Annotated in this window: 24 protein-coding genes, 2 tRNA genes, 1 other RNA gene and 1 pseudogene; 13 read left to right on the forward strand and 15 right to left on the reverse strand. The window is 69.8% G+C overall.

What is annotated here, in order from left to right:
* Positions 1 to 47: 47 nt before the first annotated feature.
* On the reverse strand, positions 48 to 503 hold the full coding sequence (locus EDC02_RS23805; RefSeq protein WP_123603866.1) for a GatB/YqeY domain-containing protein: 456 nt from the start codon (positions 501 to 503) through the stop codon (positions 48 to 50).
* Between the two features lie 25 nt (positions 504 to 528).
* Between EDC02_RS23805 and EDC02_RS23810 the strand changes: the two genes are divergently transcribed.
* The 3 genes from EDC02_RS23810 to EDC02_RS23820 all read left to right on the forward strand — a co-directional run bounded on the left by EDC02_RS23810 (position 529) and on the right by EDC02_RS23820 (position 2,555).
* Positions 529 to 1,422: a metallophosphoesterase gene (locus EDC02_RS23810; RefSeq protein WP_123603867.1), complete on the forward strand. Its 894-nt coding sequence runs from the start codon at positions 529 to 531 to the stop codon at positions 1,420 to 1,422.
* A gap of 109 nt (positions 1,423 to 1,531) precedes the next feature.
* Positions 1,532 to 1,608, forward strand: a tRNA-Pro gene (locus EDC02_RS23815).
* Between the two features lie 323 nt (positions 1,609 to 1,931).
* On the forward strand, positions 1,932 to 2,555 hold the full coding sequence (locus tag EDC02_RS23820) for a hypothetical protein (protein WP_123603868.1): 624 nt from the start codon (positions 1,932 to 1,934) through the stop codon (positions 2,553 to 2,555).
* Between the two features lie 39 nt (positions 2,556 to 2,594).
* On the opposite strand, the gene EDC02_RS23825 is transcribed toward EDC02_RS23820, so the two are convergent.
* Positions 2,595 to 3,668 carry an aspartate-semialdehyde dehydrogenase gene (locus EDC02_RS23825; RefSeq protein WP_255500533.1) on the reverse strand — a complete coding sequence of 358 codons (1,074 nt, stop codon included), beginning with the start codon at positions 3,666 to 3,668 and terminating at the stop codon, positions 2,595 to 2,597.
* Between the two features lie 6 nt (positions 3,669 to 3,674).
* Positions 3,675 to 4,940, reverse strand: coding sequence for an aspartate kinase (locus tag EDC02_RS23830; protein ID WP_123603869.1), 1,266 nt, complete (start codon positions 4,938 to 4,940; stop codon positions 3,675 to 3,677).
* A 275-nt stretch (positions 4,941 to 5,215) separates the two neighbouring features.
* On the opposite strand from EDC02_RS23830, the gene EDC02_RS23835 reads away from it, so the two are divergent.
* The 4 genes and pseudogenes from EDC02_RS23835 to EDC02_RS23850 all read left to right on the forward strand — a co-directional run.
* Positions 5,216 to 6,037, forward strand: coding sequence for a hypothetical protein (locus tag EDC02_RS23835; RefSeq protein WP_148083579.1), 822 nt, complete (start codon positions 5,216 to 5,218; stop codon positions 6,035 to 6,037).
* 489 nt (positions 6,038 to 6,526) lie between these two features.
* Complete coding sequence (leuA, locus tag EDC02_RS23840) at positions 6,527 to 8,224, forward strand: 2-isopropylmalate synthase (protein WP_233606440.1); 1,698 nt, start codon at positions 6,527 to 6,529, stop codon at positions 8,222 to 8,224.
* A gap of 96 nt (positions 8,225 to 8,320) precedes the next feature.
* A complete protein-coding gene (locus EDC02_RS23845) occupies positions 8,321 to 9,031 on the forward strand; it encodes an HNH endonuclease family protein (protein ID WP_370461484.1) in 711 nt (236 codons plus the stop codon).
* Between the two features lie 80 nt (positions 9,032 to 9,111).
* A pseudogene (locus EDC02_RS23850) lies at positions 9,112 to 9,351 on the forward strand (hypothetical protein); the annotation flags it as partial.
* Between the two features lie 48 nt (positions 9,352 to 9,399).
* Here the strand turns inward: EDC02_RS23850 and EDC02_RS23855 are convergent.
* The 9 genes from EDC02_RS23855 to ffs form a co-directional block, all read right to left on the reverse strand.
* Positions 9,400 to 10,491 carry an ABC transporter ATP-binding protein gene (locus EDC02_RS23855; RefSeq protein ID WP_123603873.1) on the reverse strand — a complete coding sequence of 364 codons (1,092 nt, stop codon included), beginning with the start codon at positions 10,489 to 10,491 and terminating at the stop codon, positions 9,400 to 9,402.
* Positions 10,484 to 11,485 carry an ABC transporter ATP-binding protein gene (locus EDC02_RS23860; protein ID WP_123603874.1) on the reverse strand — a complete coding sequence of 334 codons (1,002 nt, stop codon included), beginning with the start codon at positions 11,483 to 11,485 and terminating at the stop codon, positions 10,484 to 10,486. The genes EDC02_RS23855 and EDC02_RS23860 overlap by 8 nt, the downstream gene beginning before the upstream one ends.
* A gap of 3 nt (positions 11,486 to 11,488) precedes the next feature.
* Positions 11,489 to 12,460, reverse strand: a complete 972-nt coding sequence (locus tag EDC02_RS23865) for an ABC transporter permease (protein ID WP_370461486.1) — start codon at positions 12,458 to 12,460, stop codon at positions 11,489 to 11,491.
* 73 nt (positions 12,461 to 12,533) lie between these two features.
* Positions 12,534 to 13,538: an ABC transporter permease gene (locus EDC02_RS23870; protein ID WP_123605098.1), complete on the reverse strand. Its 1,005-nt coding sequence runs from the start codon at positions 13,536 to 13,538 to the stop codon at positions 12,534 to 12,536.
* Positions 13,539 to 13,655: 117 nt separating this feature from the next.
* The gene (locus tag EDC02_RS23875) at positions 13,656 to 15,317 is read right to left on the reverse strand and encodes an ABC transporter substrate-binding protein (protein ID WP_123603875.1); all 1,662 of its coding nucleotides are present in this window, start codon (positions 15,315 to 15,317) and stop codon (positions 13,656 to 13,658) included.
* Between the two features lie 238 nt (positions 15,318 to 15,555).
* Positions 15,556 to 16,149: a recombination mediator RecR gene (recR, locus tag EDC02_RS23880; protein WP_123603876.1), complete on the reverse strand. Its 594-nt coding sequence runs from the start codon at positions 16,147 to 16,149 to the stop codon at positions 15,556 to 15,558.
* A 10-nt stretch (positions 16,150 to 16,159) separates the two neighbouring features.
* The gene (locus tag EDC02_RS23885; protein ID WP_233606442.1) at positions 16,160 to 16,468 is read right to left on the reverse strand and encodes a YbaB/EbfC family nucleoid-associated protein; all 309 of its coding nucleotides are present in this window, start codon (positions 16,466 to 16,468) and stop codon (positions 16,160 to 16,162) included.
* Between the two features lie 137 nt (positions 16,469 to 16,605).
* Positions 16,606 to 18,972: a DNA polymerase III subunit gamma and tau gene (locus EDC02_RS23890; protein ID WP_123603878.1), complete on the reverse strand. Its 2,367-nt coding sequence runs from the start codon at positions 18,970 to 18,972 to the stop codon at positions 16,606 to 16,608.
* Positions 18,973 to 19,082: 110 nt separating this feature from the next.
* Positions 19,083 to 19,173, reverse strand: an RNA gene (gene ffs, locus EDC02_RS23895) — signal recognition particle sRNA small type.
* Positions 19,174 to 19,260: 87 nt separating this feature from the next.
* Here ffs and EDC02_RS23900 point away from each other — a divergent pair.
* From EDC02_RS23900 to EDC02_RS23910, 3 genes are all read left to right on the forward strand, one after another.
* Positions 19,261 to 19,345, forward strand: a tRNA-Ser gene (locus EDC02_RS23900).
* A gap of 218 nt (positions 19,346 to 19,563) precedes the next feature.
* Positions 19,564 to 19,761 (forward strand): hypothetical protein, encoded by a 198-nt coding sequence (locus tag EDC02_RS23905; protein WP_123603879.1) that lies wholly within the window; start codon positions 19,564 to 19,566, stop codon positions 19,759 to 19,761.
* Between the two features lie 49 nt (positions 19,762 to 19,810).
* Positions 19,811 to 20,161 (forward strand): type II toxin-antitoxin system VapC family toxin, encoded by a 351-nt coding sequence (locus EDC02_RS23910; RefSeq protein WP_233606256.1) that lies wholly within the window; start codon positions 19,811 to 19,813, stop codon positions 20,159 to 20,161.
* 84 nt (positions 20,162 to 20,245) lie between these two features.
* Here EDC02_RS23910 and EDC02_RS23915 read toward each other — a convergent pair whose 3' ends face one another.
* Complete coding sequence (locus EDC02_RS23915; RefSeq protein ID WP_148083580.1) at positions 20,246 to 20,485, reverse strand: hypothetical protein; 240 nt, start codon at positions 20,483 to 20,485, stop codon at positions 20,246 to 20,248.
* A 13-nt stretch (positions 20,486 to 20,498) separates the two neighbouring features.
* Positions 20,499 to 20,795, reverse strand: a complete 297-nt coding sequence (locus EDC02_RS23920) for a hypothetical protein (protein WP_370461487.1) — start codon at positions 20,793 to 20,795, stop codon at positions 20,499 to 20,501.
* Positions 20,796 to 20,891: 96 nt separating this feature from the next.
* Here EDC02_RS23920 and EDC02_RS23925 point away from each other — a divergent pair, with 96 nt between their 5' ends.
* The 3 genes from EDC02_RS23925 (at position 20,892) to EDC02_RS23935 (ending at position 23,056) form a co-directional block, all read left to right on the forward strand.
* Positions 20,892 to 21,170, forward strand: coding sequence for a hypothetical protein (locus EDC02_RS23925; protein WP_148083581.1), 279 nt, complete (start codon positions 20,892 to 20,894; stop codon positions 21,168 to 21,170).
* Positions 21,171 to 21,327: 157 nt separating this feature from the next.
* Positions 21,328 to 22,494: a hypothetical protein gene (locus EDC02_RS23930; protein ID WP_123603882.1), complete on the forward strand. Its 1,167-nt coding sequence runs from the start codon at positions 21,328 to 21,330 to the stop codon at positions 22,492 to 22,494.
* A 4-nt stretch (positions 22,495 to 22,498) separates the two neighbouring features.
* Positions 22,499 to 23,056, forward strand: a complete 558-nt coding sequence (locus EDC02_RS23935) for a cysteine hydrolase (RefSeq protein WP_123603883.1) — start codon at positions 22,499 to 22,501, stop codon at positions 23,054 to 23,056.
* A gap of 525 nt (positions 23,057 to 23,581) precedes the next feature.
* Here EDC02_RS23935 and EDC02_RS23945 read toward each other — a convergent pair.
* A complete protein-coding gene (locus EDC02_RS23945) occupies positions 23,582 to 24,073 on the reverse strand; it encodes a hypothetical protein (protein ID WP_123603884.1) in 492 nt (163 codons plus the stop codon).
* Positions 24,074 to 24,308 lie beyond the last annotated feature (235 nt).

Here is a 24,308-nt window from a genome sequence, read left to right on the forward strand (position 1 = left end):
CAGATGAGGCGCATCGGATCGTGCACGCGTACAGCGTCAGCCGATGCTCACAGTCCAAGCTGGCGGCGTACCTCGGCTGCCACCCGGCCCCCCTCGGCCTGGCCGGCCACCGCGGCCTGGGCCGCCTTCATGGCCGGGCCCATCTGGGCCTTGCCGGTGAACCCACCCTCGGCCAGCGCGGTGGCGACGATGCCGGCCAACGCCTCGTCGTCGAGCTGACGCGGCAGGTAGCGGTCCAGCACCTCGCCCTCGGCCCGCTCCTTGGCTGCCTGGTCGACCCGGCCGGCGTCGGCGAAGGCCGCAGCCGCCTCCCGGCGCTTCTTCGCCTCCTTGGTCAGCACGGCCAACGCCTCCTCGTCGGACAGCTCCCGCTTGGCCTTGCCGGCGACCTCGGCGTTGCCGATCGCGGCCAGCGCCATCCGCAGGGTGGAGGTGGTCAGCTCGTCACGGGCCTTCAACGCGGCCCGCATGTCAGCAGTCAGGCGGTCCTTCACGGTGCTCATGAGTGGCCAAACTACCCTGGTCGGCATGCGAAAGCGCACCGTATTCCGGCTCGCCGCCGGCACCGCAGCACTCGGCGCCGCCACCCTGGCGTACGCCTCGCTCATCGAGCGCAACATGTTCACCCTGCGCCGGTTCGACGTGCCGGTGCTCGCGCCGGACGCGGAACCGCTGCGCATCCTGCACCTGTCGGACATGCACATGATGCCCGACCAGCGGCGCAAACAGGCCTGGGTGGCAGCGCTGGCCGGGCTGGACCCGGACCTGGTCGTGGTCACCGGCGACAACCTGGCCCACCCGGAAGCCGTGCCGGGCGCGCTGCGCGCCCTGCAGCCGCTGCTGGACCTGCCCGGCGCGTTCGTCTTCGGGTCCAACGACTACACCGGCCCGGTGTGGAAGAACCCGCTGGGCTACCTGCTGCCCGAGCGGGACTACCGACCCGGCCCGGACCTGCCGTTCGAGGAGCTGCGCGAGGTGCTGGTCGGTGCCGGCTGGCACGACCTGAACAACCGGCGGGCGTCGTTCAAGGCTGGCGGCCGGCTGATCGACGCGGCCGGCGTGGACGACCCGCACATCGAACGCGACGACTACGCCGCCGTCGCCGGCCGGCCGTCGCCGGAGGCCGACCTGAGTCTCGGCCTGACCCACTCCCCCGAGCCCCGGGTGCTGGACGAGATGGCCGCCGACGGGCTCGATCTGCTGCTCGCCGGGCACACCCACGGCGGGCAGGTCTGCATGCCGTTCGTCGGCGCCCTGGTCACCAACTGCGACCTGCCCCGGTCGATGGCCAAGGGCCTGCACCGATGGCCGGGCACCGACTCGTGGCTGCACGTCTCGGCCGGGCTGGGCACCCACCCGACCGCGCCGGTCCGGTTCGCCTGCCCGCCGGAGGCCACCTTGCTGACCCTGATCGCACGCTGACGCAGGTCAGCCGGCGTCCGGTGACGCGACGCCCCGGGGCGTCGGCGGCGCTCCGGGGATACCGAATTTGCCCTGCCGGGCCGGTGGGCTAGTATTGCCCAGCGGACCTCGGGGTGTGGCGCAGTTTGGTAGCGCGCTTCGTTCGGGACGAAGAGGTCGTCGGTTCAAATCCGGCCACCCCGACCAGCGGCGAGGCCCTGGCCAGCAGGAGTGCTGGCCAGGGCCTCGCACTTTCTCTACCGGATCGCCGCAACGCGACGACGACCGTCGATGGACAGTTCGAGGGAACCGCCATTGTCGTCAAAACGGCCCCGAGACAACCATGTGGGTTCCCTCGGCGCCACGGGCCACCTCACCCGGCCGACGGCACCACTGGGCGCTGAGGATCGACCATGATACGACAGATGCTGAGACAGATCGATGGATCGTTCGTCGGAACGACTGACCGTAGTCACTGCGACCAAGATGGGTGCCGCATCGTCCGTCCACCCGTTCAGGAGGCTGTACCGGTGGCCAACAACCGATCTCGGCTGATCATCTGGCTCGCGCTGACCCTGCTCGCCGCCGTCGCACTGACTGTCGCACCGGGAAGCCGGGCCGCGCAGGCCGTCGGCTCCACGACGGTCTGCCTGCGCAGCCAGGTCCCATCGGACCAGGTCATCGTTGGCGAGACCTACGACTCGTCATGCTCGGGCAACTTTGCGTACGTCATCGTCCGCCCTGCGGCCGACGGCACCACCACTGCGATGTGTCGCGGCAACATCGGCGATGTGCCCGACGGCTTCGTTCTTGTCGGTGAGACCAGCACCGGGCCGTGCAGCGGATTTCTCGAGGGCACCTGGCTGATCCGCACCCCAGCTACGGACGGCACCATCACCGCGATCTGCCGGGGGACCCTCGCCGCTGTCCCAGATGCGTTCGTCGTCGTCGGTGAGCTCAGCTCCGGGCCCTGCACCGGCCTCCTCGAAGGCACCTGGCTCATCCGCACCCCGAACCTGGTCGGGATCACCGCCATCTGCCGGGTCGGCCTGGCCATGGTCCCAGCCGGCTTCCAGACGGTCGGCGGCAGCTCGTCGGGCGGCCCGTGCCCGAGCATCCCCGGTACCTGGCAGATCGCCCCGGTCCCCGCGTGACAGGCGGCCGTCGCCGAGTCCGGCCGACGGGCGACCCGGCTACCTCACCAGATCCCGGGCGATCAGTTCGGCGATCTGGATGGTGTTCAGCGCCGAACCCTTGCGCAGGTTGTCGCCGGTGACGAAGAAGTCGATGGCCCGGGGGTCGTCCATCGACCGACGGATCCGGCCGACCCAGGACGGCTCGGTGCCGACCGCGTCGATCGGCATCGGGAACTCGGCGTTCGCCGGGTCGTCGACCACGATCACCCCGGGCGCGTTGCGCAGCACCTCGCGGGCACCGTCCGCGGTCACCTCACTGCCGAAGACCGCGTGTACGGCGACCGAGTGCCCGGTCACCACCGGCACCCGCACGCAGGTGGACGAGACCTTCAGATCCGGCAGGCCGAGGATCTTGCGGGACTCGTCGCGGAGTTTCAGCTCCTCGGTGGACCATCCGGCGTCGGCCAGCTCGCCGGTGAACGGCACCACATTGAGCGCCAGCGGGGCCGGGAACGGGCCGAGGTCGTCACCCACCGCCTGGCGTACGTCACCGGGCCGGGAGCCGAGCGTACGGTCGCTGGCCGCCCTGGCCAGCTGGCTGTGCAGCAGGTCAACGCCGAACCGGCCGGCGCCGGAGACCGACTGGTAGCTGGCCAGCACCAGCTCACGCAGGCCGTACTCGCGGTGCAGCGGGGCGATCGCGACGATCATGGCCAGGACGGTGCAGTTGGCGTTGGAGACGATCCGGCGCGGCCGGCGACGTACCTGCTCGGCGTTGATCTCCGGCACGACCAGCGGTACGCCGGGATCCATCCGGAACGCACCTGAGTTGTCCACCACGGTCGCGCCGCGCTCGGTGGCGACCGGTGTCCACTGCCTGGACACGTCGTCCGGCACGTCCACCATGACGACGTCGACCCCGTCGAAGGCTTCCGGGCTGACCTGGTGCACCGGCAGGTCCTCGCCCCGGCAGCGCACCAGCCGTCCTGCAGAGCGGGGTGAGGCCAGCAACCGGATCTCGCCCCAGACGTTGGCCCGTGAGGTGAGCAGTTCGCACATGACGGCACCGACGGCGCCGGTCGCACCGAGCACCGCGAGAGTGGGCAGCGGGTGTGCCCTGGCGTCAGGCACCGGGGCTCACCGACCGGTGCCTGCGTAGACCACCGCCTCCTCCGTACCGCCGAGGTCGAACGCGGCGTGCACCGCGCGTACCGCCGCATCCAGGTCGGTGTCCCGGCAGACGACCGACACTCGGATCTCCGAGGTGGAGATCATCTCGATGTTGACGCCGGCCTCGGCGAGGGCGGCGAAGAAGTTGGCGGCCACGCCCGGGTGGGAACGCATCCCGGCGCCGATCAGCGACACCTTGCCGACGTGGTCGTCGTAGAGCAGGCCCTTGAAGGCGATCCGCTCCTGCTCCTTGCCCAGCGCCGCCATCGCGGTCGGGCCGTCCGCCTTCGGCAGGGTGAAGGAGACGTCGGTGCGGCCGGTGCCCTCGGTCGACACGTTCTGCACGATCATGTCGATGTTGGTCTCCGCGTTGGCCACCGTCTCGAAGATGCGGGCGGCGGCACCCGGCTCGTCGGGAACGCCGACGATGGTGATCTTCGCCTCGCTCCGGTCGTGGGCGACTCCGGTGATGAGTGCTTGCTCCACGGAAAGATCCTCCATCGATCCGGTCACCATGGTGCCGGTGTTGGTCGAGTACGACGAGCGGACGTGGATCGGCAGGCCGGCCCGGCGGGCGTACTCGACGCTGCGCAGATGCAGCACCTTCGCCCCGCAGGCGGCCAGCTCCAGCATCTCCTCGTAGGTGATCTGCTTGATGTGCCGGGCGTTCGGCACGATCCGGGGGTCGGCGGTGAACACCCCGTCGACGTCGGTGTAGATCTCACAGACGTCGGCCTGCAGCGCGGCGGCGAGCGCCACCGCCGTGGTGTCCGAACCGCCGCGGCCCAGTGTGGTGATGTCCTTGGTGTCCTGGGACACACCTTGGAAACCGGCGACGATCGCCACCGAGCCCTCGTCCAGGGCACCCTGCAGCCGGCCCGGGGTGACGTCGATGATCCGGGCCCGGCCGTGCACCGAGGTGGTCAGCACACCGGCCTGCGAGCCGGTGTAGGACCGTGCCTCGTAGCCCAGGTTGTGGATGGCCATGGCGAGCAGCGCCATCGAGATCCGCTCGCCAGAGGTGAGCAGCATGTCCAGCTCCCGGCCGGGCGGCAGCGGGCTGATCTGCCCGGCGAGGTCGAGCAGTTCGTCGGTGGTGTCGCCCATCGCGGAGACGACCACCACGACGTCGTCGCCGGACTTGCGGGCCGCGACGATCCGCTCGGCGACCCGCTTGATGCGCTCGGCGTCGGCGACCGAGGACCCGCCGTACTTCTGCACCACCAGTGCCACGGCGGTCCACTCCCCTCCAGCTGCTGCCAACCTGCCGGCATCAGGGTACCGGCGTCCGGAGCCCGTGCAGACAGCCGTTCCCACGATCCGGCCGGGTGCGGTCACCGCCCGTGTCCGTCGGGGTCCGGCGGTCGTCCGGGCGGCCCGGTCCGCGACACGCCGACGGCCCGCCGGCGGACCGCAAGGCCGCAGGTCGTCAGCGGGCCGGCGACGGAAATCGGCGTGTCCGTGACCCGCCGGGCCGCAAAACCCGACCGGGTACGCAGAATGGGCGGATGCGTTCCCGGGGTGCCGTAGCGTCACGAAACTCGCCTGCCGCGCTGACCTGCGTGGCGTTCGTCACGTTGTCCCTGCTGAGCTGCGATTCGACCGATCCGGTGACGTCGCCGCAGGGCACGCCGACCGGCGAGCAGTCGCCGTCGGCACCGGGGAGCGCTCCGCCGGCGGAGCCACGGGCGCAGCTGGCGGCGGCGGCCGCCGCCGCCAGCGACCTGCGGATGACGGCGTTCTACACGTTGCAGACCCCGGGTCGGCCGGACCGGACGGTGGCGGTGACCCTGGCCGAGGACGGCGGGTGGCGGGTGGACATTCCGGGTGGTACGAGCGGCACGGGTGGTACCGGCGACGTCGCGATGGCGCAGAACGACGACGGCCTGTTCCGGTGTGCGCTGCCGTCGGCCGGCAACCCGGTGACGCCGTACTGCGTCCGGCTGGGCGACCCGGACGCCGCTGTCGAGCCGGCGCTCGACCCCCGGTTGCACCACCTGTTCGCCGACTGGCGTGCGGTGCTGGCCGACCGGCGGGCCCCGCTGGCGGTGTCGGTGACCGAGCCGCTCGACGGCGTCGACGGCACCTGCTTCTCCGTGGAGTCCACCACCACGTCGTTGCAGCCGCCGCTGGACGTCGGCATCTACTGCTACCGCCCGGACGGCACCCTCACCGGCGTGCGCTTGGAGCTCGGGACGCTGCTGCTGGCGGGCCAGCCGGGCTCCGCCCCGCCGTCGATCACACTGCCGGGCCCGGTGACCACCCGGGTGCCGCCGAGCGCGGCCGGCACCCCGCCGACGAGCAGCGGATCCACGACCGGCACCGGCTGAGATTTCCGGCCGGGCTTTGCCAACCCGCGACGAGCACGTAGGGTGAGAGCCGTCATGTGGCAGGCGCTCCTCCTTCGCTGCCGCGACGAGGCCCCCGAGGCCGGCACCTCGTCGCGGAGTTGACCCGCGCCGCCTTGACCCCATCCGCGCCCACGCTGTCCAGCCGCTCCGGCACCGCTCGCCGCACCTGTGCGAGCGCGCCGCCCAGCTGACCGACCCGGGCCGCCGCCTTCGCCGTACCGACGCCACCGTGACCGACGCAGCCACCGTGACCGGCTGACCGCCGGGATCTGCCGGCCGCCCGGACCGGGGTGCCGCCGCCGGTCGGCGGACGCGACAGCGCGGGACCTTCCCAGACCAGGAGATCGCACCATGGCACAGCCAACCGCCGGCCCAGCACGCCAGTCCGTCGACGTCCAGCCCACCACCGATCCAGGCGCCACCGACCCGATCGCCACCGACCGGATCGCCCGGCAGCAGCCGAGCCGGATGGCGTACCAGCGTTATCAGCCCTACCACCAGCAGTTCGCCGTCGACGTACCGGACCGGCAGTGGCCCGCCCGGCGCATCGAGCAGCCACCCCGGTGGTGTGCCGTCGACCTGCGCGACGGCAACCAGGCGCTGATCGACCCGATGTCACCGGACCGCAAACGCCGGATGTTCCAGCTGCTGGTGCAGCTGGGCTACAAGGAGATCGAGGTCGGCTTCCCGGCGGCCAGCCAGACCGATTTCGAGTTCGTCCGGCAGCTGATCGAGCAGGACCTGATCCCCGACGACGTCACGATCCAGGTGCTGACCCAGTGCCGGGAGCATCTGATCGACCGGACCTTCGAGTCGCTGCGCGGCGCGAAGCGGGCCATCGTGCACTTCTACAACTCGACGTCGGTGCTGCAGCGGCGGGTGGTCTTCGGCCTGGACAAGGCCGGGATCACCGACATCGCCACCACCGGGGCGCGGCTGTGCCAGAAGTACGCCGAGATCCACACCCCGGACACCGACATCTTCTACGAGTACTCCCCCGAGTCGTACACCGGCACCGAGCTGGACTACGCGCTGGAGGTGTGTGGCGCGGTCATCGACGTGATCGCGCCGACCCCGGACCGGCCGCTGATCATCAACCTGCCGGCGACTGTCGAGATGGCCACCCCCAACGTGTACGCCGACTCGATCGAGTGGATGCACCGGCGGCTGCCGCGGCGGGAGAGCGTCGTGCTGTCACTGCACCCGCACAACGACCGGGGCACCGCCGTGGCCGCCGCCGAGCTGGGCCTGCTGGCCGGCGCGGACCGGATCGAGGGCTGCCTGTTCGGCAACGGTGAGCGCACCGGCAACGTCGACCTGGTCACCCTGGGGCTGAACCTGTTCAGCCAGGGTGTCGACCCGCAGATCGACTTCAGCCAGATCGACGAGATCAAGCGGACCGTCGAGTACTGCAACCAGCTGCCGGTGCACGAGCGGCACCCGTACGCCGGGGACCTGGTCTACACCGCGTTCTCCGGCTCCCATCAGGACGCCATCAAGAAGGGCTTCGACGCGCTGGCAGTCGACGCCGACGCGGCCGGGGTCCAGGTCGACGACCACTCCTGGGGGGTGCCGTACCTGCCGATCGACCCGCGTGACGTGGGGCGCACCTACGAGGCGGTGATCCGGGTCAACTCGCAGTCCGGCAAGGGCGGGGTGGCGTACGTGATGCGCCAGGAACACAACCTGGACCTGCCCCGGCGGCTGCAGATCGAGTTCTCCGGCGTGGTCCAGGCGGTCACCGACGACTCCGGCGGCGAGATCGAGCCGCAGCGGATGTGGGACATCTTCGCCGACGAGTACCTCGGCGGTCAGCGGAGCGGGCCGGCGGTGACCCTGGAGTCGTACGCGACGAGCACCGTCGACGGCAAGGTGGAGGCGACGTCGGTGGTCATGGTCGACGGCGTCCGGCACACCCTGGACTCGGCGGGCAACGGCCCGATCGACGCGTACGTCAACGCGCTGCAGGCGGTGAACGTCGGCGTACGGGTGCTGGACTACCACGAACACGCGCTTTCCGCCGGGGGCGACGCGCAGGCGGCGGCGTACGTGGAGTGCGAGGTCGGCGACCGTACGGTCTGGGGTGTCGGGCTGGACTCGAACATCGTGATCGCCTCGGTGCGGGCGGTGACCAGCGCGGTGAACCGCAGTCGGCGCGCCGGCTGAGCCGGCGGCACCGAGTCAAGATCCACTATGGTTCCGGCGAAACGCCGGGACGGCGGGTGCCTGGCGCTGGCCGCTCGGCACCCGCAAGCTGGACGGGTGCGAACCCCTCTTCGACAGCGTCCCTGGACCATCCGATTCGACCCGCGCCGGGCGGCGGTCGCGGTAGCCGCCGCCCTGGCGCTCGTCGCGACCGCCGGCTGCGAGTCCGTCGACATCACCCTCGGCTCCCCCACCGCCGCGCCGCCCGACGGCGCGGCGGACGGCTCCGGCGACGGATCCGCCGACCAGGCGTCCGCGCTGCTCGACCAGCTGACCGTGGCGTCCGCCGGTGGCATGCGAGGCTACAGCCGGGACCACTTTCCGCACTGGAGCTCCGCCGGCAGCAACTGCGACGTGCGGGACACCGTGCTGGAACGCGACGGCACCGCGATCGAGCTGGACGGCTGCAACGTGGTCGGCGGGCAGTGGCTCAGCGCGTTCGACGGCGAGTCCTTCACCGACCCCGGCGACCTCGACATCGACCATATCGTCCCGCTGGCCAACGCCTGGCGCTCCGGTGCCGACGAGTGGAACGACGACCAGCGCCGCGAGTTCGCCAACGATCTGGACCGCCCGCAGCTGATCGCGGTTTCCGCGTCGACCAACCGGGCAAAGGGTGACCAGGACCCGTCGCAGTGGAAGCCGCCGAACCGGGACTACTGGTGCCAGTACGCCCAGGACTGGATCACGGTCAAGCACTACTGGGAGCTGTCGGTCACCGAGCCGGAGAAGGCTGCACTGGCCGACATGCTGGCGACCTGTCCGTGACCGCGCCCTGTCCGTGACAACGGTACGGGTGGCCGACGAGAGGACAGGAGCTGACCATGGGTGAGTCGGTGGAGCCGAGCCGCACCCGGGACATCGTCGCCGGGCCGGGCGGGGTGATGACCGACGAGGTCGGTGTGATCACCGGCGAGTTGACGCTGCGCACCGAGTTCGCCGCCGGTCAGGTCACCCTCCGCGTCCAGTACAAGGACGCCGCAGAGTGGTACGTGGTGACCGGCGGCCGGGCCGACCTGGCCGACCCGGCCGGCCTGGACGCCGTACACGCCATCGCGGTCGGCCTGCTGCACCGCCCGGACGGCTGAAACTGCGTCCAGCCCCTACGGCAGCGGTTCGCGCGGGGGCGCGAACGATTACACCTGCGGTTCGCGCGGGGCGGAGACGGTGGCCGGCTCGGTGCCGGCACCGGCGGGGGCGACCGCTTCCGGGGTCGTCCGGTGCGGGCGCAGCGACCCGGCGGCGATCTGCTCGGACCAGTGGCAGGCCACCCGGGACGGGCCGATCTCGCGCAGCACCGGCCGCTCGTCGGCGCAGCGGGTCGGCTGCGCCCACGGGCACCGGGTGTGGAAGCGGCAGCCGGCCGGCGGGTTCGCCGGCGACGGCAGGTCCCCGGCCAGCAGGATCCGTTCCCGCCGGTCCTCCACCTCCGGGTCCGGCACCGGCACCGCCGACAGCAACGCCCGGGTGTACGGGTGCAGCGGCTCACGGTAGAGCTGGTCCCCGGGTGCCTCCTCGACCAGCGCGCCGAGGTACATCACGCCGATGGTGTCCGAGATGTGGCGGACCACCGCCAGGTCGTGAGCGATCACCAGGTAGGTGAGGCCGCGTTCGATCTGCAGCTCGTCCAGCAGGTTGATCACCTGGGCCTGGATCGACACGTCCAGGGCGGAGACCGGTTCGTCGGCGACGATCAGCTCCGGGCCGAGGACCAGCGCGCGGGCGATGCCGATCCGTTGCCGTTGGCCACCGGAGAACTCGTGCGGGTAGCGGGACAGCGCCCAGCGGGGCAGGCCGACCGCGTCGAGCGCTTCGCCGACGATTCGTCGCCGCTCGGTACGGTCGGCGCCGATGTCGTGCGCCTGCAGCCCTTCGACCAGGATCGACTCGACGTTCTGCCGCGGGTCCAGGCTGGACATCGGGTCCTGGAAGATCATCTGGAAGCGGCGGCGCATGGTCCGGAGTTTGGCCGCCGGCAGCCGGTTCAACGTCACTCCGTCGAAGACCACCTCGCCACCGGTCGGCGGGGTCAGCTGCAGGATGGCCCGGCCGAGCGTCGACTTGCCGCAGCCCGACTCGCCCACCAGGCCGTACGTCTCGCCCCGGGCGATCCGCAGGTCCACCCCGTCGACCGCCCGGACGTGCCCGACCACCCGGTCCAGCAGGATGCCCCGGGTGATCGGAAAGTGCACCTTGAGGTCGCGGACCTCGACCAGTGGCTCATTCACCGGCGGCCTCCACCGTGTCGTCGGTCTCGGGCGGGTTGACGCAGCGGAACGCGTGCCCGTCCGGCTCCCGGCGCAGCTGCGGCGCGGTGCCGAGGCAGGCGTCCACCTGGCGGGCGCAGCGCGGCGCGAAGGCGCAGCCGTCCGGCCAGGGCAGCAGGTCGCGGACCGAGCCGGGGATCGGTCGCAGTCGCCGACCGTGGCCCGCGTCGAGCCGGGGAATCGAGCCGAGCAGACCCACCGTGTACGGGTGGCGCGGCGCCGCGAACAGTGGACGGCGGCGGGCCGTCTCGACCACCCGGCCGCCGTACAGCACGTTGATCGTGTCGCACATGCCGGCCACCACCCCCAGATCGTGGGTGATCATCACCAGCGCGGTGCCGGACTCGCGGACCAGGTCCTTGAGCAGTTCCAGGATCTGCGCCTGGATCGTCACGTCCAGCGCGGTCGTCGGCTCGTCGGCGATCAGCAGCCGGGGTTGGCAGGCGACCGCCATCGCGATCAGCGCCCGCTGCCGCATCCCGCCGGAGAGCTGGTGCGGGTACTCCTTCAACCGGCGGGTGGGGTCCGGGATGCCGACCCGGTCCAGCAGGTGTTCGGCTTCGAGCCGGGCGGCCTCGCCGCGCATTCCCCGGTGCCGGACCAGCACCTCGGTGACCTGCACCCCGATCGGCACCACCGGGTTCAGCGAGGAGAGCGGATCCTGGAAGATCATCGCCACGTCGCGGCCCCGTACGTCCCGCATCGCCCGGGGATCGAGCTGCAGCAGGTCGGTGCCGTCGAACGCGGCCTTGCCCTGGACCCGTACGCCCTTGCCGGCCGGCAGCAACCCCATGATCGCCAACGAGGTGACGCTCTTGCCGCAGCCGGACTCGCCGACCAGCCCGGTCACCTCACCGGCGTCGACCGAGAAGGACACCCCGTCGACCGCGTGCACGGTCCGCTGCCCTCGCCGGGCGAAGGTGACCGCCAGTTCATCCACGTCGAGCAGCGCCATGGCTCACTTCCGCAGTTTCGGGTCGAGGGCTTCCCGCATCGCCTCGCCCAGCAGGGTGAAGCCCAACGCGGTGATGATGATGCCCAGCGCGGGCAGGATCGCCAGCCGGGGCGCGGCGTCCAGGTAGCGCTGCGCGTCGGCCAGCATCACCCCCCACTCCGGGATCGACGCGTCCGGGTTGCCCAGCCCCAGGAACGACAGCGCGGCCACCTCGATGATCGCGGTGGCCAGGGTGAGGGTGGACTGCACGATCACCGGGGCGAGCGAGTTCGGCAGGATGTGCCCCAGCGCCACCTTGCTCCGCCGGACCCCCAGTGAGGTTGCGGCGAGCACGTAGTCGCTGTTCGACTGGGCGAGCATCGAGCCGCGCAGCAGCCGGGCGAAGATCGGCACCGAGACCATGCCGACCGCGATCATGACGGTGGTCAGGCTGGCCCCGAGCAGCGCCGCGATGCTGATCGCCAGCAGCAGGCTGGGCAGCGCCAGCAGCATGTCGACGATCCGCATCAGCACGGTGTCCACCCAGCGGCCCCACCGTCCGCCGAGACCGGCGGCGGCGCCGGCCAGGCCACCGATCAAAGTGCCGACCGTCAGCCCGATCAGGGTGGCGACGACGCCGACCAGCAGGGTCTGCCGGGCACCGACGATCATCCGGCTGAACTCGTCGCGGCCGAGGTGGTCCACGCCGAACCAGTTTTCCGCGCGCGGCCCCGGGTAGAAGGCCTGCGCCTCGCGGATCTCGTCCTTCCACAGCTGCGCCGCCGGGTCGTACGGCACCAGGAACGGGCCGACCAGGGCGACCAGCAGGAAGACGCCGAGGATGACGGTGCCGACGATGGCCGCCGGGTTGCGACGCAGCCGGCGGAACGCCTCCTGCCAGAGGCTGACACCGCGTTCGTCGTCGTGCGCCGCGGACAGCTCGGCGAGCCGGTCCAGCTTCGCCTTCTTCCGCCCCGGGCTCAGTACGCCACTCATCGGGCCGCCTCCGTCCGCGGCTGCGGGCCGCGCTCGCTGCAGTCCTGTCCACCCGTACCGACCAACCGTCCGCTCACCGGACCCGCACCCTCGGGTCGATGAAGGTGTAGGAGATGTCCACCAACAGGTTCACCAGCACGTAGACCAACGCGATGATCAGGATGAAGCCCTGCAGTACGGGGTAGTCCCGCTGACTGATGGCGTCGGCGACGAACGCTCCGATGCCGCCGAAGGCGAACACGGTCTCGGTGAGCACCGCACCGGAGAGCAGCCCGCCGGTGAGCAGGCCGATGCTGGTGGCCACCGGCAGCATCGCGTTGCGCAGCACGTGCCGGCGGCGGATCACCCGGCCGGTCAGGCCCTTGGCCTGGGCGGTGCGCACGAAGTCCTCGCCGAGCACTTCCAGCACGCTGGCCCGGGTGATCCGGACGATGATCGCCAGCGGGATGCTGGCCAGCGCCAGCCCCGGCAGCACCAGGTGCCACAGCGCGTTGAGCGAGGCGTCCCACTCCCGGGTCAGCAGTCCGTCCAGGACGAAAAAGTTGGTCACCCGGGTGGCGTCGATGCGGGGGTCCTGCCGGCCGCTGGACGGGAACCAGCCGAGGTTCACCGCGAAGATCGCCTTCAGCACGTACGCCAGGAAGAAGACCGGGACGCAGATGCCGATCAGCGACCCGGCGACCGATCCGTGGTCGAGCAGGGTGCCGCGGCGGCGGGCGGCCAGGTAGCCGAGCGGAATGCCGACCCCGATCGCGATCAGCATGGCCGCGGCGGTCAGCTCCACGGTGCCCGGGAAGCGTTGCAGGAACTCGGTGGTGACCTCACGTTTGGTGGAGATCGAGGTGCCGAGGTCGAACTGCAGCAGCCGCTTCATGAACCGGCCGTACTGGATCAGGATCGGCTCGTCGAGCCCGAGGTTGCGGCGGATCGCCGCGCGCATCTCCGGGGTGCCGCGCTCACCGAGGATCGCGGACTCCGGACCGCCGGGCAGCCGGTGCAGCCAGATGAACAGCAGCAGGGAGAGACCGAACAGCGTGGGTACGAGTTGGAGCAGTCGTCGGACGATGAAGCGGAACACGGTGCCTCGGCAGGGGGTGTGGAGGGTCGCGTGGGCGGGCGCCGCCGCCATCCGGACTGGTGGCCCGGGTGGCGGCTGACGCCCGCCCTCGTTCCGTTCGCTAGTTCACTCGTGGATTCAGGACTTGAACTCGGCGGTGGCGAACCGCTCGTCGGTGAGCGGGCTGGCCTGCACCCCGATCACGTCCTCGGCGAAGACGATCGCCGGTGGGGAGTGCGAGACCGGCACGCCCGGCAGGAACTCCATGATGTCGGCGTTGATGCCCTGGTACAGCTCGTAGCGGGCCTCGATGTCGGCGGTGCCGTCGGCCTCGACGAACTTGGCGAACAGGTCCGGGTTGTCGTAGCCCCATTCGTCCTTCGGCCGGTCGAAGAACGTACCGATGAAGTTGTAGGCGTCGCCGTAGTCACCGGTCCAGCCGAGCAGGTGCAGGTCGTGCGCGTTGCCGGAGGTGGTGGCGTTGAGGTAGTCCGGCGACCACTTCAGCGGGATCGGTTCGACGGTGATCCCGGCCTCCCGCAGGTCGGCGGCGAGCAGCTCGAAGATGTCCTTCGGGTTCGGCATGTACGGCCGGGTGACCTCGGTCGGGTAGTGGAACCGCAGCGTCAGGTCCGAGTGGCCGGCGTCGGCCAGCAGCTCCTTGGCCTTCGCCACGTCGTAGTCGTAGGTGGTGACGTCGGAGTTCCAGCCCTCGATGGTCGGCGGGACGAACTGGGTGGCGACCTCGGCGCCCGGCGGCATCTTCGAGTCGACCAGCGCCTGACGGTTCAGCGCATGGGCGATCGCCTGCCGGACCCGGATGTCGGCCAGTGCCGGGTTGCCCTGCTGGTTCATCGCCAGGTAGAGAACGTTGAACGCCGGGCGGGTAAGCACGTTGAAGCCGTCGTCCTTGAGCGGCTGCACGTCGGCCGGGCCGACCAGGTCGTAGCCCTGGATGCCGCCGTTGCGCAGCTCCTGCTTGCGGGCGTTCTCGTCGGAGATGGTCCGGAAGATCAGCGTCTTGACCTTCGCCTTCTCACCGGCGTAGTCGTCGTTGCGGACCAGGGTGAGGGTCTTGTTGGCGATGTCCCAGCTGTCGAACTTGAACGGCCCGGTGCCGGTGGGGTGCTCCAACGCGTACGCCGGGTAGGAAATGTCGTCGGCGCTGCCGGTCACGTCGCTGGCGTTGTGCTCCTCCAGCGCCGCCGGCGAGTGGATGGAGAACGACGGCAGCATCAGGGCCGCCGGAATCTTGCTGGACACCCGGGTGAACGCCAGGTCCACGGTGGTGTCGTCGACCACGGTGCACGACTCGAACAGGCTCTCCGGCAGGTCTTCGCTCTCGTTGTTGGCGAAGCCGCCCATCACGTCCTGCCAGTAGGCGGTGACGTCGGGGCTCTGCATCAGGCCGGTCGCGTTGTACCAGCGGTCGAAGTTGACGCAGACCGCCTCGGCGTTGAAGTCGGTGCCGTCGTGGAACTTGACACCGGACTTCAGCTTGAACGTCCACACCGTACCGGACTCGTCCGGGGTCCAGCTCTCGGCCAGACCGGGTGTGATCGCCGTACCGCCCTCCTCGGGACGGACCAGGGTCTCGAACATCTGCCGGGCCACCCGCAGCGACTCGCCGTCGCTGGCGAAGCTGGGGTCGAGGACCTTCGGGTCGCCGGCTACGCCGAAGACCAGGGTGGCATCGCTGGAGTCGCCGGAGTCGTCACGCTCGCTCTCGGCGCAGCCGGCTAGGGCCAGCGCCGCGACCGCGACGGCCGCGATGGCGGCCTTCGGCCTGGGTGCACGCATGGGTGCTTCACCTCGTCCTTTGGGTACGGACAACGTAGTGACGGGGGTCACCGATGGCGAGACCTTAGCCGGCGTTCGGCGCGACCGGAAACCAGCCGGAACGCGGTTGGTACCGGATCGTGTCTTAACTGTCCCGTCAACGACGATCGAACCTTACAGCGCCGATGATAGGCCAGATATGTCCAAAATTGGGCTATACCAAGTTGTTACATGTTTCGTGTGTTTCGCCGGCCCGGTGTCAGACCGAACGTCGGCCTTCGAACGCCCGGCCCAGGGTGATCTCGTCGGCGTACTCCAGGTCGCCGCCGACCGGCAGGCCACTGGCCAACCGGGACACCGCGATCCCCATCGGCTTCACCATCAGCGCGAGATAGGTGGCGGTCGCCTCACCCTCGGTGTTCGGATCGGTGGCCAGGATCAGCTCCTTGACCGTCCCCGAGCCCAACCGCAGCATCAGCTCACGGATCCGCAGGTTGTCCGGGCCGACCCCCTCCAGCGGATTGATCGCCCCACCGAGCACGTGGTAGCGCCCCCGGAACTCACCGGTGCGCTCGATCGCCACCACGTCCTTCGGCTCCTCGACCACACACAGCACGTCGTCACTGCGCCGCTGGTCACGGCAGATCCGGCAGTGCTCGGTCTCGGCAACGTTGAAACACACCGTGCAGAACTTGACCAGGTCCTTGACCCGGCGCAGCGCGGTGGCCAGCCGGGTGACGTCCGCCGGGTCGGCGGAAAGAATGTGGAACGCGATCCGCTGGGCGCTCTTCGGCCCCACGCCGGGCAACCGGCCCAGCTCGTCGATCAGGTCCTGAATGGCGCCTTCGTACATCTGCGGCGGCTCAGAACCCGGGTAGCCCGAGACCGCCGAGGCCGCCCGTGACCGGGCCCATCTTCTCCTCGGTCAGCTTGCGGACCTCGTCGTTGCCGTTGCGGACCGCAGCCAGCACCAGATCCTCCAGCGTCTCCACGTCCGCCGGGTCCACCGCACTGGGGTCGATCTTGATCGACCGGATCTCACCGACACCGGAAAGGGTCACCGTGACCAGCCCCCCGCCGGCCACGCCGGTCACCTCCGCCTCGGCCAGCTCGGCCTGGGCGGTCGCCATCTGCTGCTGCATCTTCTGCGCCTGCTTCAGCATCTGCTGCATGTTGGGCTGTCCACCGGGGCGCACGGCACCGCTCCTTCGATCAGTGTGGCCGGACCGTGGCCAGCCTAGTCCGTCCCGCCGGATCCGCAGCGCCCGGCACGGAAGCCGCACACCTGGTCACCACGAATCGGTCTCGGTCACCGCGAATCGATCTCGCCGATCTTCTCCGCGCCGAGCGCCTGGCGCAGCAACTGCATCGCCTGTTCCTCGCTGCTCTGCCGGGCGGTCTGCTCGTCCACCACTTCGTCCAGCGGCTCGTCGCCCGGGTCGAAGCCCTCATAGACGGGGCCACGTGGCGGCCCAGGCGCGGCGCCGGACCGGACCGGCCCGTCGTAGTCCGGGTCGTACGGCGGCTCCTCGGCGGACGACCCGTCGGCCCAGGCACCGCCCCCCGCCGACGACGCTCCCCGACCGGCCGCGGCGGTCGCCGGGCGACCGACCGACCGCGACGCCGGGCCGTTCTGCTGCGTCGGTGCCGACCGTTGTCCCGACCCAGGGCCGGTGGACGCGCCCCCACCACCCGGCCGGGCACCGTTGGCGGCCTGCCGGGTGCCGCCCGGCGGTGGGCCACCGCCGGCCGGGCCGTCGTTCACCGGCGGGGCGTCGCCGCCCGGTCGGGCCGGTTCGGGCCAGTCGGAGTCGTCGCCGCTGGACGGCTGGCGATCACCCGGGCGACTCGCACCCGGTCGGCCGCCGGCCCCGCCACCCGACGCCGCCGCGCGGGCGGCGCTGGCCGCAGCCGACCGGGTGGCGGCCGGCGGGCCGGCGGTGGCCGGACCGTTGGCAGGTGGGCCGGCGGCGGGTGCCGCCGGACCCGGCCGGGCGGCGCTGGCCCGGGCCGGACCGGACGCCGCACCGGCGGTCTCGCAGCGGATCTGCCACCGGACCCCGAGCGTCTCGTAGATGGCTTCGAGCAGCAGGTCCGGCGAGGCGGACAGCATGGTGGCGTGCACGCTGTGCCGGAACGTCAGCACCAGCACGTCGCCGTCGACGTCGCGTACCGTCGCCTCGCGGACCACCGCGGCGGCCCGCTTGCTCCGGTTGCCGACCATGGCGAGGATTTCGTCCCAGGACCGCCGGACGGTTGCCGCGTCGAGCGCGCCCGGCGCGGCCGGGCCCGGCTGCGGCTCGGCGACGGCCGGATCGGGCATCACCGCTTCCGGCGGTACGGCCGGCGCGGCGGCCGGTGGTCGCTCAACTGCCGGCGGCGCGGCCGGTACGGCAGCGGCGGGCGGCGCGGCCGGCGGTCCGGACGGTGCCACTGCGGGAGTGGAGACCGCCGGTGCCACGGCGGCGGGAGCGGAGGCCACCGGCGCAGCAGCAGCGGCAGCCACCGGTACGCCGGCTGCCAGCCGACGCTCCATCCGCTCCATCCGCTGCAGCAGCGCCCCGGTCGACTCCTCGGCCCCCGGCAGCAGCATCCGAGCGCAGACCAGCTCCAGCAGCAGCCGTGGCGCGGTGGTGCCGCGCATCTCCACCAGGCCGTTGTGCACCGTGTCGGCGCACCGCGACAGCGTCGCCGGGCCGAGCCGCTCGGCCTGGGCGGTCATCCGGTCGATCTGGTCGGGTGGCCCGTCGATCAGCCCTTTGCTGACCGCGTCCGGCACCTGCTGCAGCACGATCAGGTCCCGCAACCGCTCCAACAGGTCGGAGGCGAACCGGCGGGGGTCGTGCCCGGCCTCGGCGACCCGGTCGACGGTTGCGTAGGCGGCGGCACCGTCACCGGCGGCGAGGGCGTCACACATCTCGTCCAGCAGGGCGCTGTCGGTGACGCCGAGCAGAGCCACCGCCCGTGGATAGCTGACCCCCTCCGGGCCGGCACCGGCGATCAACTGGTCGAGCACCGACAGGCTGTCCCGGGCGCTACCGCCGCCGGCCCGCACCACCAGCGGGAAGACCGCCGGGTCGACCTTGACGCCCTCGGCGGAGCAGAGCTGCTCCAGGTACGGCCGCAGCACCCCCGGCGGGATCAGCCGGAACGGGTAGTGGTGGGTCCGCGACTTGATCGTGCCGAGGACCTTCTCCGGCTCGGTGGTGGCGAAGATGAACTTGACGTAGTCCGGCGGCTCCTCGACCAGCTTGAGCAGCGCGTTGAAGCCGGCCGACGAGACCATGTGCGCCTCGTCGATGACGTAGATCTTGAACCGGCTGCTGGCCGGCGCGAAGAAGGCGCGTTCGCGCAGCTCACGGGCGTCGTCGACGCCGCCGTGGCTGGCCGCGTCGATCTCGATGACGTCGATCGAGCCGCTGCCGTCGGAGGCCAGGGCGCGGCACGAGTCGCACTTGCCGCACGGCTCCGGCGTCGGCCCCTGCTCGCAGTTGAGCGAGCGGGCCAGGATCCGGGCGCTGGAGGTCTTGCCGCAGCCGCGCGGCCCGGAGAAGAGGTACGCGTGGTTGAGCCGCCCGGTCCGCAACGCCTGCGACAACGGCTCGGTGACGTGCTCCTGGCCGATGACCTCGGCGAACGTCCTCGGCCGGTACTTGCGGTAGAGCGCCAGTGCCACCCTCACCGCCTCCTCTCGACCAGGCAGGGTTCCACGCCGGGAGCCATTCTGCGCGGGCCGGGCCGGCGACCGCCACCCCGGAGCAGATCCCCCGGCCGGCCCGGAGACGAAAGGGCCCCCCGTGCACCCGCCAGAGCTCGCTTATCCTTGCTGCCTTCCGGCCCTGGGGAGGTTCACGAGATGCACGCCGCACGAGGGGTTGGCCCCACTGTACCCCGGGCGGTGGGCGGCCGTCGGCGACCCCGGCCCGTGCTGACCGCCACGTCCGCAGCCTGTATCGTGTCGGGCGGAGGATTCGCCTAGAGGCCTAGGGCGCACGCTTGGAAAGCGTGTTGGGTTCACACCCTCACGAGTTCGAATCTCGTATCCTCCGCTCGCTGAGCAGCCACAACGCCGTTGGCCGGTCCCTCACGGGACCGGCCAACGGCGTTCGCACACCTCTTCGTCTGGGCGCTGCCCTGCTGCTGCACGACGAGGCAGCCACCGACGTTCAAGATCATTCCGTGAATGGTCCGTGTCGCAGGAGACCCTGCCTTCGGGTCTGTATGGGAGTATGGGAGATGGTCAAGAGCCGCGAGGAGGTGAGCCGTTATGTCGAGCAACGCCGAGCAGATGCCCGAGTGGCCGACCGCTGAGCACGTGCCGGCTGAGGAGCTGGCGCGCCTTCAGGGCGTGCGCCCGGTCGCCTCGGTTGACGACCTTGCCCGGCCGGACATGTTCGAGTCGGATGATGAGTTGGATGACTTCCTCTCCGACCTGTACGCCTCCCGTCGGGCTGGGGCCGCGTGAGTCTGGTTGTCCTGGATACTGACGTCGCGTCGGCAATCCTGCGGGGTCGGTGCCTGACCGGCTTCGCGCCCGTCTGGCCGGCAGGACTCTGTGCATCACCTTCGTGACGCTCGGGGAGCTGACCAAATGGACCGTGCTTCGTAGCTGGGGGCCGCGCAAGTTGGCTGACCTGGCGCAGTGGCGGTCGGGTGTCGTGGTTCTTCCGTTCGATGAGGTGGTGGCGACAACTTGGGGTCAGATCCAGGCGCGTGCGCAGCATCGGGGCCGGCCCCAGCCGACGAATGACTCCTGGATCGCGGCCTGCTGCCTGGTCGAACGGCTACCCCTGGCAACATTCAATGGCAAGGACTACGCCGATTTCGCCGAGTACGAAGGCCTTCGCCTCTTCGACGTCTCGTAGCTGCTGCCCGCACGGGACCGGCCAGCGGCGTTCGCACAGCTCTTCGTCTGGAGTAGCAGCATCCGACCCTGCTACCGGGTCAGGTCACGACCCCGCCGGTACGCGGTAGCCGAGCAGCTGACCGTAGGTCATCAGCGGACGCAGCGTCGGAGTGAGCATCGTCGGCTCCGACGACCAGCGATGCCCACGGTTGCCCTCCAACCTCCGGTGCCGGGCCGCCGCACGCTCCCGGGCCAGCCCGGCCAGCCGCTTCGACGCCGCCGACCGCCCGTCCCGCCACTCCCGCCACCGCACCACCAGCTCACGAAACATCTCGACAATCACTGCTCTCTCCACTTCAAGGTTGTTCTCCGCGCCGGGGCAGTCGAAAAAGTCCCTGGCGTTGCACGAATATCTCCCGCCGCTCGGCGGCATCGCCGGATTTGTCGATCACGTAACCCGTGACCCAGAGCCAGCCCTCGTACGTCGGCCTGGGGTCCACCGAGATCACCCGGAACCGCAGCCTGCGCTCACCAGCGAACTGCACACTGGCCTCACCACCGACCACCAGCACGTCACCCGGCCTCGGCTCGGGCGCACGGAGCAGCCGACTACCCGCCACGCCGATCCGCCAACGGATACGTCGTACGCCCACAGTCCGGACACCATCGAGACTTGACCTTGAACGACCACAGCCCGGCGCAGAAGCCCAGCAACGCCGCACTGAACAGCGCCCCGACATCCCACATCGATGGATTCCTCTCACAAGGGAAGACGTTTCCGATCGGTCACGCGTCGTCAGTCGTCGAACGCCACCGGCTCGCCGCCGTTGGCGCCACCGGGCAAGGACCTCGGCGAGGATCCGTCGGGCGCCGGCCTCACCGTGCTCGGCCTTCAGGTCCTCGAAACTCCACCGCAGCGTGAGAGCCACCTCGGCCGCTTCATCGGTTTCGCACTCTCGGATGATGTCGTCGGCGTTCGGACACGACTCGATCCAGCGATCCTGATCCATCGACGTCATGCCTCCTAGGCTGACTCGGCACCATCTGTACCGCGTAGGCTCCTACTGATGGCTGACGCTGACCTCGGCTCCCGACTGCAGCGGCATCTTGCTTGCCTACCGATGAGACTGCCCTGCCTGCGACGATCCGGGCAGGTGCTACGCACGGACACGAAGGACACGGCCCATGTCCACTGAAGTCCCTCGACAGTTCAAGCCCAATCTTGTGCTAGTCAACCGCCGGAAGGCAGTTGGCTGGGAGTCCCGCAAGCGCGCAGCGCGCGAGCTGCACCGCGTAGGTCAACAGAACGGCATCCGCGAGACGCCGACGGTCGAGGCCATCGAGAAAGCGATGTACCGCCACGAGACCGGGCGTGTATCAGTCACCGACCCCATCTACCGCCAGCTCTACTGCCTGGCATACGACGCAAAGCCCCATGACCTGTTCGGCGAGCTAACCGGCAGCGCCGAGGATCGGCCGCACTTCAAGGCGCGATCCCACAAGTTCCTTACAGCCTTCATCGGCGCTGAAGGCGCTTGCCGGCTAGGCGAGACTACCGGCTGCACGCCAGCCAAGGAGCAGCTGCACACCTGCTCTTCGACTCCGGTCGAGCACCCGGAGGGCGACTGCACGCTGTACGTCTGGCCGTGCGGATCGGCAATCTTCCACCTTGTGGAGCACGTCGAGTTGTCCACGATCGCGGCACTCGCCGCGTGGCGGGAGGTGTCGTACGGCGACAACATCAAATGGGCTACCGACTATCTTGCACCTATCGCACCTGCCGAGGACGAGTCAGCGATGTACATCCTTGGCGTTCATTGGGTTACCGAGCCAGCGTGGCCACCGGAGCTATTAGATGCCGCACTACGCATCATGTCGACCCCACGAGCATTGCTGCACCGCGATCGCGCCATGGACGACGAACACCTAGCTCACGCCGAACTAGTCGAGCAGTCATTGCTTTCCGAGGCGTACGATCACGTAGGCATCGAATCGTTCGGCGTACCTGGGATTTCGGTGGGCTACGCCTCATGGTCCGGAGTCGTATACCATCCGATCTCAGCCGAGCGTTCCCTTACGGAATCCGAGATGGTCGCCTGCGAGCTTGCGATTCAATCGATGTGGGCATACAGCGACGCGATCGCCCGACAGGTAGAACAGGGACGAGATCCGCAGGTACCGCCAGAACATGGATGGCGCTATCTCCGGGGAGCACGCTCCCGACTTACCGTCTCCCGCCTGCGGGAGACCGGACAACATCAGGCAATGCGCCGAGCAATCCTGCGAACGTGCGATCTAATGCCAGCCCTAGACCAAGCCATCGAAACCCTCCGCGATACGGATCGAGGCTGAGTCGATGGCATCAGGTCGCCCTGTACTAGTAGTCACGGACATGCAGAACGGCTTCGTACGCGAACAGTCAGCCCATGTTGTGCCGATCGTTGTCGAATTGGTCCGCCGGTGGCAGGCAGCAGGAGGCGACATCCTGTTTACTCGCTACCTGAACTATCCCGGCAGCCCGTTCGAGCGCTTCTTCGGTTGGCGGAAACTGCAGGATGCACCCGAAACCGACATCGTGCCCGAGTTGGCGCCGCACGTCGAGCGCGGGATCGTGCTCGACAAACTCATTTATAGCCCGTTCACCACCGAGGGCGAGAAATTATTCCAACAGCACGGGTGGACAGAGCCATACTTCTGTGGAATTGCCACCGAAAGCTGTGTCCTAAAGGGTGCCGTGGACGCATTTGAACGAGGCTACACGCCGTGGTTGATCGCCGATGCGTGCGCTAGCCATGCAGGCTTTGAGGCACACGCTGCGGGACTCCTCGTAGTTCGCCGCTTTATCGGCCCTGGACAGGTAATCATGCGAGCCAGCATCCCCTCATCGCTGGTTGTCGCGACAGACCGTAGCTAGCCTGAATGTGCCCAGACCTACTACCACGTCGACTGTGGCAACGGGCGCAACTTGCTGCCGTTGCCAACCTTGGCGTAGCGTTCGCTACATGAGACTGGTGGCTTTGAGTGAGATTCAGGCGCTCATGGGTGGCATCAGCCGTCAGCGCACCCAGACATCGTCAACCGGTCGGACTTCCCGAAGCCACTCGATACGCTCACCGTCGGCCGGATCTGGGCACGCGAAGAGGTCGTCGCCTGGATCAAACAGAACCGGCCGTTTCAAGAAGAAGCGCTTTGACGATTCCCGACGTACGTGGTCGGCCATGTGCTGACATCGGCCAGCTATAGCCGCCGAGTTGGACCAGCGCCATGCGGGTCAACCACGAGCACGCCCGCAGCGGCGCCCTCGCCCACTTAGCCCGCCTACGACGCTCCGACAGCCACCGGGGCACCATGATCCACAGCGCTCCAGCTGACCAGGCCCCGGCGTGTCGAGTCGAAGAGACGCTGTGGATCACGGCTGCTCGCGGAGTTGGTCGCAGGGTCACCGGGGCGACGCGTTCGGCGGATCCGGCGCGGCGTTCCCAGCCGTCGACGAGGCCTGGGGCGCAGCTTCCACCGGCGCCTGCGGGTTCGTTGATGGCGGCACATCGATCAGCACTTCGGGGGGTGCGGATGCGGGCACGCTGGTCCCAGCGGTCGTGGGGCTCGGGACCGGCGGAGTGATCGGCACGGGTGTGGGTGCCGGAGTCGGGCTCGGGCTCGGGCTGAGTGGCGGCTCCGGCAGGACGGTGGGTGACGAGTGACCTGGATCGATCGGAGCCGGGTACTGGCTGGATAACGACGCGCTCACCACACCGATGCCCAACGTCACGACCAGGAACACGGCCAGCCCGCTGCCGGCCGTCGCGGCGATCCTCCTGCGGCGGCGCGCCCGGCGGCCAGCCGCGATCAGGGAGTACGGGGTCAGCTGGTGCGGCGGCGCACCCATCGCGCGGATCTCGGTGAACGCCGAAGTCAAGTCGGACTCGTTCACAGGTTTCGCCCCCCTATCGCCGCGTCCTCGGGCAGAAGTTCGCGCATCCGGTGCAGGCCACGGGCGCATTGGCTCTTCACGGTAGTCAGTGAGCGTAAGAAGCCAGAAGAATCTGGGCTCTACCGAAACCGGTCCTGACCAGCGGCATCCTGCCTGGTGTGACCGCACCCGATGCACAGCTGATGCGGCTGCGCTGTCCGGCAAGGGCTACCGCCCCGGTGCCGCAGGGCGGCAC

The sequence above is a fragment of the Micromonospora sp. Llam0 genome (genome assembly GCF_003751085.1).
GTDB lineage: Bacteria > Actinomycetota > Actinomycetes > Mycobacteriales > Micromonosporaceae > Micromonospora_E.